We start from the raw sequence: 865 nt of genomic DNA, 5'->3' as shown, positions 1-865 counted from the left end.
GCTCCTGCGCCCTCGTCAGGCCCTTGAGCGCCAGGGGCAGCAGCTTATGGGACATGTCCGCTCCAGCGCTGAAGCGGAAGGCGCGTACCCCGGTGGCATTGATCGCTTCGGCGAAGAAATGATGCTTCGTGTCGGCTTCGAAGCCGAAAGTCTCTCCGGCGAGGTGGAAGGCGCTGATCTGCCGGCGGCCGTCCGCGAGCAGACGGTAGATGCGCACGGCGCCGAATTCGACCTGGTAGAAAGCGCCGGCCTTCTCGCCTTGAGCATAAATCTCCGAACCGGCGGGAAAGAAGTTGACGGGCTGTTGCGGTTCCGAGCCAAAGGCCGCTGGCAGGCTCGGCTGAGCAGAATGCGACGGCAATGAAATTCTGGATGCGGAGTAAGCGTGCATGGCTGTGTTCCCGGTTGTTCCGTGACACAGCAATCGCGCGAATCCGCAGGTCGCGAAATTCGGTTTTGTCCCTAAGGGAAACTACCTAGTCGTGCGGATTGTTGATCCATATCAAGTGCCCAGGCGCGCCGGTCGCTTAAGTCCTCCTTCGCTTTGGGCGATAGCAAACGGGAGTCGTTTCGAAATCTTGCATCGAAACGGCCGGTGGACAGCGATGTATCTTGCGCAATTCCTGGTCGGAATGTTTTTGACGTCAGCAATTGTGGGTCTGTGGGCCTACGCGGCAACGGGTTCAGTCTGGAGCGCGGCAGGCTGGACGATTATCGACCTGCTCATTCTGCAAGTCGCATACTTCGCCTTTGTCATACGCCTTGTTTACAAACGCACGACTGCAGATGCTGCAGCAAATTCGGCACCGCCAAGCCACGTCCAGCCATTTCACCGCGACGGCACTCACTCTTAGAGCCGCCAGAC

Annotated in this window: 1 protein-coding gene; it reads right to left on the bottom strand. The window is 58.8% G+C overall.

Annotated elements, in window-relative coordinates; genetic code table 11:
• Positions 1 to 391 (bottom strand): cyclic nucleotide-binding domain-containing protein (locus EN932_RS37120; protein ID WP_128369575.1); only part of this gene is annotated, 391 nt, incomplete at its 3' end.
• Positions 392 to 865 lie beyond the last annotated feature (474 nt).

The organism is Mesorhizobium sp. M7A.F.Ca.US.002.01.1.1, assembly GCF_004022955.1.
Classification (GTDB): domain Bacteria; phylum Pseudomonadota; class Alphaproteobacteria; order Rhizobiales; family Rhizobiaceae; genus Mesorhizobium; species Mesorhizobium ciceri.
Note: the sequence above shows the minus strand (reverse complement) of the source record. Positions and strands in the feature narration are given on the sequence as shown.